This is a genomic window from Leptospira hartskeerlii (assembly GCF_002811475.1).
GTDB lineage: Bacteria > Spirochaetota > Leptospiria > Leptospirales > Leptospiraceae > Leptospira_B > Leptospira_B hartskeerlii.
In genome coordinates this window covers 112224-123550 of sequence record NZ_NPDL01000002.1, presented here as the reverse complement: position 1 = coordinate 123550, position 11327 = coordinate 112224, and the positions used below count along the sequence as shown (strand labels likewise).

6 protein-coding genes are annotated in these 11327 nt (G+C 41.0%); 1 reads left to right on the top strand and 5 read right to left on the bottom strand.

Features of this window, described 5'->3' with window-relative positions; genetic code table 11:
* Nucleotides 1-20 precede the first annotated feature (20 nt).
* The 5 genes from fliD to CH352_RS03445 form a co-directional block, all read right to left on the bottom strand.
* Nucleotides 21-1964, bottom strand: coding sequence for a flagellar filament capping protein FliD (gene fliD, locus CH352_RS03465; protein WP_100705639.1), 1944 nt, complete (start codon nt 1962-1964; stop codon nt 21-23).
* A gap of 70 nt (nt 1965-2034) precedes the next feature.
* A complete protein-coding gene (locus CH352_RS03460; protein WP_100705640.1) occupies nt 2035-3795 on the bottom strand; it encodes an acyl-CoA dehydrogenase family protein in 1761 nt (586 codons plus the stop codon).
* A gap of 150 nt (nt 3796-3945) precedes the next feature.
* Entirely contained in the window at nt 3946-4353 is a 408-nt protein-coding gene (locus tag CH352_RS03455) for a response regulator (RefSeq protein ID WP_100705641.1), read from the bottom strand.
* Nucleotides 4343-7852, bottom strand: a complete 3510-nt coding sequence (locus tag CH352_RS03450) for a PAS domain-containing protein (protein WP_100705642.1) — start codon at nt 7850-7852, stop codon at nt 4343-4345. Before CH352_RS03450 ends, CH352_RS03455 begins: the two co-directional genes overlap by 11 nt.
* Before the next feature lie 149 nt (nt 7853-8001).
* Nucleotides 8002-8799 carry a hypothetical protein gene (locus tag CH352_RS03445; RefSeq protein ID WP_100705643.1) on the bottom strand — a complete coding sequence of 266 codons (798 nt, stop codon included), beginning with the start codon at nt 8797-8799 and terminating at the stop codon, nt 8002-8004.
* 410 nt (nt 8800-9209) lie between these two features.
* Between CH352_RS03445 and ppk1 the strand changes: the two genes are divergently transcribed.
* The gene (ppk1, locus tag CH352_RS03435) at nt 9210-11327 is read left to right on the top strand and encodes a polyphosphate kinase 1 (RefSeq protein ID WP_423789684.1); all 2118 of its coding nucleotides are present in this window, start codon (nt 9210-9212) and stop codon (nt 11325-11327) included.

Genomic DNA, 11327 nt, shown 5'->3' with positions numbered 1-11327 from the left:
CCGTTTATATTATAATTCCTTTATTTATCGTCTCCGCCCTGTCCCCTACTGAGATTATTATTCAGATAGGAACCGACGGCCTTATTTCTACCCACACCCTGTTCCATATACAGGAACTTTTCTTTGAGTTTTTTTTCGTAACTCATTAGGTGTGATTCAAAGTTTTTGATCTTCTTATTATTATCGGAAACTTGTTCTTCTAATAACTTGATCTTGCTTGTTACCAATCCGCCTGCGAACTGAGTATAAGGTTTCAAATGTTCTACCAGGTTTACGCCAACTCCGGTATCCATTCTCGCATCGGAATTTGTATCTTGGGCGAACAAATGACGTACTGCATCCGGATTCTCTGCAAGTTTTGCTGCAAGTTTTGCCTCATCTAGAGCAAGCAAACCTTCTTGGATATCTGCCCATTTGCTTCCCACGTCACCTGTTGAAATTCCAACATCGGAAAGAGTTCTGATCTCAGAATTCGGGTAAGCAGGAAAAGAAGAAGTAGTCACTGTTTTCATACCTGCGACTAAACGGATGACCGAATTCTCACCGGCCAAAATACCGGTTTTAGTTTTTCCTTCCCAGAAGGATCGGGTAATATCAGGATCTTCCAGTTTAGAGTCGCTGATGCCGCTTTCTCTATTGACCGCAGTGGCGTCTTTTGAGTATTTTAAAACATTATTATATGCTTCTATAAATTCTTTGATCATTCGGATCCCTTTTACGGAATCGACTTTAATATCTACTGTAGCAGGGCCACCTTCGCTCTTCTTGTTCAGGTTTAGAAGAACCCCGTCCAAAACATCGGTTAGACCCTCGTTTTTAGGTCGAGTAATCTCGATCCCGTCTACTAAAAAGACCGCATCTTTAGCTTCTACAATTGTCTTTGCAGGTTTAGCTCCGTTAAATTCAGCAGGAAGAACGAATCTGAAATTAGAGAATTCCTTTTCTTTTCCGGTTTGGTTGATTACGATTACCTTATGGATCTTCTTTCCATCCATATTGGATTTAAATGTAATACGGACCTTTCCTTCTTTATGATAAGCTTGCTCTAAAAATACTTTATCCTGTTCGTCTTGGTCGTAGATCACACCCAAGGAGATCGTCTCTCCTTCTTCCAAAGGTTCAGAAAGAGTAGCTTCAATTCTTGCTCCCTTCTTCCCTTCTCTTGCATTCATATGAAATTGGAATGCTTGTTTAGAACTTAATTTTATCTTAGATGGTTCTTTTTTCTCGGGATCCGCTGCGACAAATGTAGGTTTAGCAGTCGCGGTCATTCCGTATTTGTCCGGCTGAAATGGATTTGTCTGGCTTGCTTCCCAAGGAAGATAAAAAGATTGCGGAGGATCCTGAGGAAGCATTCCTCCCACAAGAGAAGCGGCTTTGAGCACTCCATTCGGATCGTCAAACTTCAATTGATTGTCTTTACCGGATTGAGAAGCAGCTAACGTAAGGACCGTTTTATCTTGATCCACTTTAACGATAGTAGGTTGAATGATCCCCGCAGCAGCAGTGCGAATCGTGAGATAAAGATCTCGAATCGTTCCACCTTGGAACTCTATCTCCTTCTCTATTTCTCCCGAAATAACTTTAAAAGTACCTGCAGGTATCTTTCTTTCAGAATCGATAGGATCGCCTGAGATCTGATGGAATGTAGCGAGCTCTTTCACTTCTATCTTACGTTTTCCACTGCTTGCAGAGCGCGCAGCATCTCCGGTAATCACACCTTCCGGATCGGAAACGATCGACTTAGTCGCAAAAGGAGCAGTGAAAGAAATAATTTCTCTAGTTTTATTTTGGAGGTCTGTAGTAAGAGTTTTAAGATCGGACCATGCCTTGACCTGAGCCTGATTGAAACCGTTTTGTCTTTCCAAACGGCGAATCGGCTTTGCTTCCAGCTCTACCAGTTTTTTTACGATCTGATTCGTATCCTGGCCGGAACTCAGTCCCGGAATAGAGAATGCGGGCATAGTCCCCTCCTTCTAATTCCATCGACCGATTTCCTAAAAGTATAAGGGCAAAAAACGCTTTTTTTCGATCTTAAACCGTCTGTCTTGCCGAAACCTTTACTTTCAATTTCGCCTTAAGACCTTCCATATAGCCAAGGCTATCAAGGTTATACTCTTCGACATGAGACAGACGATCTGCTCTAAGCTCTTCCGGAATACGAAGCGTAGAACGATAGAATAACAAACCGGAAAGAAGTCTGGCACTTGCCCATACGATCTCGTCTGCAGTTTCCTCTCTCTCCTCTGAAGTGGCTAGATCCTTATACATTGTGACGGCCTCTTGGAAACCGTCCCAAACATCGGAAAGAACCTTGGTCTCTTCGGTCGGGAAATGCGACCATTCGTTATCTATATATTCTCTCAAGAAACCATGACCGCTCATACCTGTGACAATCCCACCGATACTTGCATTGACTTGGATCTGAGAAGTTCCGTCGTAGATAGTTGTGATCCTAGAGTCTCTGTAGATTCTGGAAACATCATAGTCTTCAGTAAAACCTGCTCCTCCATGAAGCTGAACAGCGTCACCGGCAATCTTTACACAGGACTCGGAGCAATAAAACTTGGAAATTGGCGTAAGTATTCCGGCTAACTTTTCCCAATATTTCAGGACCACATCCGATTTCAGATCTCTTTCGGTAGCGCCCTTTTCTTTCAGATGATCTCCTCTAAAATAATATAGATCCATTGCACGAGCGCCTTCCAACATTAGGCAGCGCATCGCCATGGTTTCTCTTTCCATTCTGCGTAAAATTTTTCGAACGGCAGGAATGGTCCCAATCGGTTTTCCAAATTGGATCCTTTCAGAAGTATATTTTTTAGTTTCGGATAACGCTGCTTGTGCGATCCCAACTCCTTGTTGAGAAATTCCCATACGAGCACCATTCAACATTCCCATCGTATGTTTGATTAGTCCGTGACCTTCTTCTCCTATCAAGATACCTGGAGTGTTTTCTAAAACGATCTCGCAAGTTGGAGAACAATGTAGTCCCATCTTCTTTTCGATCCCTGCAACTTGCACATCTTTAGATTGAACCAAGAAGAAAGAAAGACCTCTCGCACCACTTCCAGGATTTCCGGTTCTAGCTAAGAGCAAAAGGATCGCGGGAATTTCTCCTGTGCCACAACCTTGGGTGATAAATCTTTTGGTCCCATTTAACAGATAAGTATTTCCTTCTTTATGAGTCGCCTTAGTACGAAGCCCTGGCAGATCGGAACCGTGATCGGGTTCTGTGAGTCCCATCGCGCAGGCAAATTCTCCCGCAGCCAAACGAGGTAACCATTCGTCTTTTAATTCTTCACTTCCGTTTTTTTCGACAATCTCCGCTAAGTTTACACATCCTATGGAAATACAAACGGATGCATCCACTCTATATAAGATTTCGCTAAAGAATGCGCGAACGGTCCAAGGAATTCCTAAACCACCGTATTTTCTGGAAAACCCTGTAGGCTGTAATCCCGCGTCTCTGGCTTTTCGGACAATTTCCAAAAGTTTTTCGGGGAATACAACTTTTCCATTCTCGAATTTTACTCCAACCTTGTCTAATTCGGCCACATAAGGAGCAATCTCTTTACCTGCAAATTCCCCGACGGAATCCAGTAATGTTTTATAATATTCTAATGCTTCTTCATGAGAAGAAGGAGCGGTAGCAAATCTTTCGTCTCCTGCCTTATATTTTGCGGCGTCGGCAAACCCACCTTCGTAGGAATCTACAATTTCCTTCCAATTGATAATATGATCGAAATGTAACCTCAAGTCGGATACATCGTTAAAGTAGTTATTTTGTAGCATGATCAGAAGATTCCTTTAGGAGATAATAGAGTATCTTCTCAGAAAGAGAAAGGTCAATTCGTTTTCAAGATAGAAACATGCGAATGAACCGGTGTTAGTTTGAAGGGCAAAATATCGAAACGGGCGACGTTCCCGAAGGTAATTTTCGCTCTAATTCAAATTACAACAAACACGAACTGCATCCATTAGTTTATTCACGTCCCAAGGTTTTGGGATCACTGTATAAGTTCCTGCTTCTTTTTTGACCCTGTCGACTGCGGCGGCATCGACATGTCCTGTGATCAAAATAGATCTAATATTGGGATACTTTTGATGGACCAAAATTAAGAACTCGTCTCCCTTAATCCCCGGCATCAACCAATCGGAAAGGATCAAGATCACATTTACACCGGCGCTCACCAGATCATCTATAACTTCCATAGCTTCTTCTGCGTTTAAGGCGGTCTCGTATTGGAATAAATTTCCAAGTTGTTTCCTTAATTCCTTTTGTAAGGTAATTAAAATGATCGCCTCGTCATCCACGCATAGGATCGCATTCCGCGATGTTTCAGTTTCCAATAGATTCCTCTTTTTTACGGTTCGCCGGTTTCAGCCAAACTTCGAACCTAGTACGCCCAGGTTCGCTCTCAAACTCTATTTTTCCGTCCATCTTCTCTATTATCTTTTTGCATATATCCAAACCAAGACCGATACCTTCTCCAGGATTTTTGGTAGTGAAGAATGGATCGAAAATTTTATCTTGTATCTCTTTCGAAATTCCGGAGCCGGAATCAGTGAAAGAAACTATAATCCAAGATTCTCTTTTCTCTATCGAAATTTCGATTTTACCCTTATAGTTCATGGCCTGCAATCCATTATTTAATAGATTGATCCATACTTGATTCAACTTATCGGGATCTCCGAGACAAAGCTCGTTTGTACGATAATGTTTAACTACTTCTACCCCGTATTTGATCTTATTATGATATAGAGCTATGATTGTTTCCAATTCCACTTCTATGTCGACCGGGATAAGCTCTTCATTTCCGTTATGCGTGCCAGGGTTTAAATAATTTTTGAGAGCATCCACAACGTAAGACGCCTTTCCTGTAGCGATAGAGATCACATTACTGAACCTTACGACAGAAGCGATAGATGAAACTGCATTCAGAATTTTTAGAGAATTTTCGGTTTTCAACAGATCAGGAAGTTTCTCTCCCAATCTATGGATCCCCAACTCTAGGATCATATTCACCGCGTTCTCCGGATCGGGAACAGAAGCTTCTTTAAATACTCGAACGAGCTCCCTTCTCAAAGAACGATTCGGCAAGATCTCCGCCTGAGAGATTTCCTTTAGACTTTCATCTAACAGAAATTTGAAATGTTCGATTTCCATTTTGTTTAAACTAAGAAGAAGGTCGGGTATTTCCTTAATCTCTTCATATAAGATATCTAAAATGGCACGATTCGAAGAGACGATCGCACCTAAAGGTGTGTTTAACTCGTGGGTCATCCCCGCAGCAAGTTGGCCTAAGGCAGCTAATTTTTCGGAAAGAAGAAGTTGGCTTTGCGTTTCTTTCAGCTCATTGGATATTTTTTTCTGGTATTCCAATGATTCTTTTAGATCTACATTCGTTCTTTTTAATTCTTCTGTTCTCTGATCGATCTTACGCTCCAGATTTGCATTTAGATCTAGGATGGTTTCTTCCGCTTCTTTACTCTTAGTAATATCATTCGAGATCCCGAAGATCTGAGTCGGGATCCCTTCCGAGTCCCTCTTGTAGATCAATTCTCTGGAAACGAACCAACGCCATTTCTCATCTTTATGCCGCATCCTGTATTGGTGCTCTATTACATCTTTGTCTAAAGCGTTTAAATATTTCGGGATAACATCGGTCAAATAATTCTGAAAATCATCTGGATGCATAAGTGATCTAAGAAATGAATTTCCCATTCCCTGGATCTCTTCCACGGAATATCCCAACAGCCTTTCTACTCCTATATTGCTATACACGTTCTTTCTATCTTCTATATCATAGATATATAATATATCCGGACTGATATCCAAAATGGATTCGATAAATCTGTTCCTTTCTAAAAACTTCTCTTCAAAATTTTTGCGTTCGGTGATATCTACCATCACTCCACGAAGCCATTTTTCCTTATTGCCCTCGGTGATCACTTTCACCATGTCCCTAAGCCAAACAACAGTTCCGTCTTTCTTAAAGAACCTATATTCGAAATCGTGGGCTTCCAATCTTCCAGTACAAGCTACGCAATAATTTACCGCATAATCCCTATCTTCAGGATGAATATGGTCCGCCCAGAACCCGGGAGTTTTCCACTCTTCTACGGAATACCCAAGCAGATCGACCGCTTGCTTACTCACAAATGTAAAATTAAAAGTGATTGCGTCCGCTTCCCAGACAACACCCGGAGTTGTATCTACAAGATCTTTGTATTGGTCCTGGCTGGCTTTGGCCCTGCGAAATGCTTCCTGTAGCTGCTCCGCCATATAGTTGAAAGAAAACGCGAGAGTGCCGATCTCTTCCAATTTGCTGGAAGGAACCCTTTGGGAGAAGTCCCCTTCTGCCATAGCTCTAGTAGCTCTTGAAATATTACGGATTGGTGATGTAACTATCCCGGCCAAAAATGCTGCAATCAAAAGAGAAAGAGTCAAGGCGACAGCAAATACTTTCGCAGACTCGCTATTTCCAATTTGTACTCCTTCAAGATAATAAGAAGCAGGCATTGCTGTGATCACGATCCAATCGTATTCTCCCGCGTTATCTCTGTAAGGAGTTACTTGAGTAAGCCAAGTCTCCCTGGAAACCGGTTTTGCATTTACTACATCAAATCTAAACTGAAATGCTACCTTTACAGAATACAAATCTCCATAATCTTTAAGCACGGAAAGGATAGAATTTCGTATTACCGGATCCCCACTCTCCGCAGCCGACCCAATATTGCTAAAACGCAAATCAGAAGAAGCGATGACCCTAGTTTCCCTATCTACGATAAAAGCCCTGCCATGTCTGGCTATATTCGTATTTTTTAATAAAAGAGAGATCTCTTCCGGTTTTTTCTGAACGGAATAAGCCAGATGATCATCCAATCTGAGATTAATATTCTCCGAGATCTCTTGATGCAGCCTGGAAGCGAGTTTGCCTGACGCTGCTTCTGAACTTCTCAAGGTGAGATACGCAGTGGCCGCTACCATGATCAAGACCAAAAGAATGAAAGGAGTGACCAAGAACATCCGGATCGGAAGGCCTTGCCCAAAAGGAATTCCGTCTTTCCCGAACTTTTCCTCCTGCCAATACCATTCTTTATAACTTAATATCAGTTCTCTAGTATGGCCTGGAATTTCCGCCCAAAATAATCCGTATCTCTTAGCCAGAGGTAACACGACTAACATCGCAAAAGGAGCTACTATCCAGGTAACTCCTGTGGTAAAGAACAATGCAGGAGTGATATTTCGATATGAGATTTCTCGGGTGAATTGTTCCGAGCAGATGTATCCCCAAAGCTGAGGCTCTATACTCATGAAGATAATTACGAAAATCGAATATAATCCCCAGGTTTTCAGTTTTTTAAAATCGGGGTCCCTTCCGATCAACTGGTACGCGACCCAAAAGCAGGACGGATTGATAAAATAACCTAAAATCCAATCGAATAGAAAATCAGGAGGAACGCCTTCTATCAAATCCGAAAGCCCGTAAGCAAAAGGAACCGCAAGAAGTGCGGGATAACCGAACAAAAGGATACAAAGAAAAACCGTTAGATCTTTTAAGGACTCGAATGTCTGAGCCCCGGGCACCAAAACGATAAAGGATCCGATATAACCGGTGATAAAAATAAAAACGAAAGTGAATGGAATACTTAAAAAAGCCTGGGTATCCCAACTTTGTTTTTGACGACCAAAACCGAATTTACCTCCCGGATTAAAAGTAAAACCTCCGTAGGCGCAGACCATCAGAAAGATCCCGATGATATAGCCAAACCTCCCCCAAATGTCTAAAAAGGGTAAAGGGAGGGAGGCGAATAATTCTTCAAACCAGTAAACGATCGAATTCACGGAAGGTTTTCCTGCAAAATTCCTTTCCGGGTTGAAGGAATTTTTGAGTGCCGGAAAATTTCATATCTTACCTAAAGAAAGTCAATCCGGTTTAAAAAAAATTTGAACGAATTCTAACCCGGGCTCTTAAGGGACAAAATTACGTTCTCTTAAGAATGTACATGATTATGAAGATGATTCTCGCAATATTCCTTATCTTGACAATCCACACAATAACGGAATTCCATTAGAGGATCTGTTGCCTCGGTGGCTCCGCAAACGTAACATTTATGAACTATGAATACCTCGGATTTTTTAGCCTTCCAAGTGGAAGTCTTGTGTTCCCTAATTTTGGTGCCTAAGATATCTCTTCCGAAAAATAATAGTAAGCTGGAAAATCCGAAAAATAATCCCGCCCATGGTAGGATAGAGTTGAACATTCTCATCTCGTCCCCTCTTTCCCAGAACAGATAAACGAATAATGCAATCCCTATCCATTTCATCCGGATCGGAATGATAAAAAATTCCAAATTGGGCATACAAATTGCGAGAGCTAACAAGAGACAATCATAGATCATCTTTGTCTCCACAAACAATGGATAATATAAAGAAAGTACCCCACCAATCGTAATGAAAAACATTAAAGAAAACAGAAATAGGTTAAATCGAAGAGAACCCATATCCTCTTCTAAAATTTTGCCAACGGAAAAAACTAGATATGTGTAAAAGATAAGAAAGATCCAAGGCATATACGTTCCTGCCTGGATCTCTGCAGGAGAAAGTAGATGAAATACAAATAACCCTGCGTTCCACCATCTTCCCCCCTCCAGCATGTCAGGAGTCAATACACCGATCTTAGGATCGATCAATAATGAGAATAAACTCACAAAGAACGTAATTGCAGCGAAATAACCGGCCGCATTTTGGAATGAAATAATATCTATAAATTGGTTTCTTAATCTTCTCAATGGAATTCCTTAAACAGGAGAATATTCAAAAAGTATAAAATATTTGACGCTGATAAATTCTAAAAACCTGCCGAATTTATTATCTGGATTTTGGATAAAAAGGATCCCAAGGAATATCCGTAACTCCGTAATCCAATCCGCTTTGTAACAATGCTGTTGAGATTTGACTGTGAATATGTAATGGTTTTTACCCATTCCGAAATCGTCGAATCTAATTCGGTCCTAAGTCTTTTGAGTTCTCCCGGTTTTAATTTTTCAGAAACGTTTAATAAGGATACGTTTTGCCAACGATTGCATTCTGCCATAGCGACACAGTATTCTGGTATCATATAGTCCTGAAAAGCAGACTTGACTCTCGACCCGTCCATTTTAAACCAGAAGAAAGTAGGACTAAATCAGTGGCCCAAAAGATAAAATCGCCCGAAAACCAAACCTTAGGAAGTGGGGGAAATGGAAACAAGGGACCGATCCATATCGGTAACTCCGATATCTTTTTTGATCGGGAACTTTCATGGGTGGATTTTAACAAACGGGTCCTAGAAGAAGCGAACGATCCCGAAAATCCTCTTCTGGAACGTCTGAAATTTTTATGTATCACTGAATCAAACTTGGACGAGTTCTATATGGTCCGAGTCGCAGGTTTAAGAAACCTATTGGCAGAAGGTAACGACGAAAAAAGTCTGAACGGCCAAAGGGCTTCCGAGATCTTAACTGAGTTATCCAATAAGGTAAGAAGTTTCGTAAATGTTCAATATGAAATTCTGACCCAAACTCTGGAACAAATGAAAGAGAATGGGATCCATCTTATTTTTAATCCAGATGAATTAAATAAAAATGAAATAGAAGACATTAAACATTATTATAAAGAAGATGTTTCTCCTATTTTAACTCCACTTTCCATAGATCCATCTCACCCATTCCCGCACATACTTAATAAATCCTTAAACTTAGCGATTGTTCTCGCCACAGACGACGAAAAAACAGGACTTAAAAAAGATCTGTTCGCCGTAGTTCAAGTACCTTCCGTATTGCCAAGGTTCTTACAACTGAAAGGAGAAGGTAAAACCAGAAGATTTTTCCCACTGGAAGAGATCATTAAACTACATGTGGATGACCTATTCTACGGAATGACAGTAAAAGAAGTATATCCTTTCCGGATCCTAAGGGATGCAGATATCTCGATCGACGAAGAAGCTTCCGTAAAAGATCTGCTCATCACTATGAAAAAAGAGATCCGGAACCGTATCTGGGGAGATGCGGTCAGGATGGACATTTACGAAGGAACTTCTTCTTTCGTACGAAATACTTTAAAAGAACTCATGGAACTACAAGACCATGAAATTTTCGATGTATCTTCTATATTAAATATTAGTGATACGATGTATTTTTACGGATTGGAACATACTTCCAAATTCAAGTATCCATTTTTCCAACAGAAGACCACTTTAAAGTTCGAATCTCCTGAAAAAATTTTCGACGCAATCAAGAAGAAAGACAGGCTGCTACATCACCCTTATCAATCTTTCGGTGCAATCGAGGATCTACTCAGGATTTCCAGCGAAGACCCGAAAGTTTTGGGGATCAAGATGACCCTATATCGCACAAGTGGAGATTCTCCTATCATCCAATACTTGGGGCAGGCCGCAGAAAATGGAAAACAGGTCACCGTACTTGTGGAGCTAAAGGCAAGATTCGACGAAGAACGAAATATCAAATGGGCACAAAAGCTGGAAGAAAGAGGAGTCCACGTAGTATATGGAGTTGTGGGACTTAAGATCCACAGTAAAATGCTTCTGATCGTAAGAAGAGAAGAAGAACATCTAGTACGTTATGTGCACCTTGGGACCGGAAATTACAACTCCACAACTAGCAAATATTATACGGATCTCAGCTTCTTTACCGTTAACAAAGATATTACAGAAGATGTTTCCACTATCTTTAATACGATCACCAGTTATGCAAAGATGCCTTTTTTGAACAAGTTGGCAGCTTCTCCTCATAACCTAAAAACCGTGTTTTTGGCTCTGATCGAAAAAGAGACTGAAAACGCAAAAGCGGGAAAACCTGCGCGTATTATTTTCAAAATGAACAGCCTAGTAGATCCTCATATTATATTAGCAATGTATAATGCTAGTCGAGCTGGAGTGATCATAGAACTGATCATCCGTGGAATATGCTGTTTAAAGCCCGGGCTTCCCGGAATTTCGGAAAATATCACTGTCATCTCCATAGTAGGCAGGTTTTTAGAACATACACGTATTTATTATTTCCTTTCAGGCGGAGAAGAGAGTATCTTCCTTGCTTCCGCGGACTGTATGCCTAGAAACTTTGAAAGAAGAATCGAGGTCTTATTTCCAATATTGGATGCGAAGAACAAAGATAGGATTAAAAAGATCTTAGATGTTCAGATCAGGGACAACGTAAAAGCCAGACTACTTTCGTCCGACGGGATCTATCGTAAGAGAGAAAGAGTAGAAGGCGAGAAGCCTGTGGATAGCCAGATCGAAAGAATGAACTTCACGGAATAA

Excerpts from the sequence above, each read along its gene's own strand:
- CH352_RS03460 (WP_100705640.1), bottom strand. The coding sequence starts at position 3,795 with ATGCTACAAAATAACTACTTTAACGATGTATCCGACTTGAGGTTACAT.
- fliD (WP_100705639.1), bottom strand. The coding sequence starts at position 1,964 with ATGCCCGCATTCTCTATTCCGGGACTGAGTTCCGGCCAGGATACGAAT.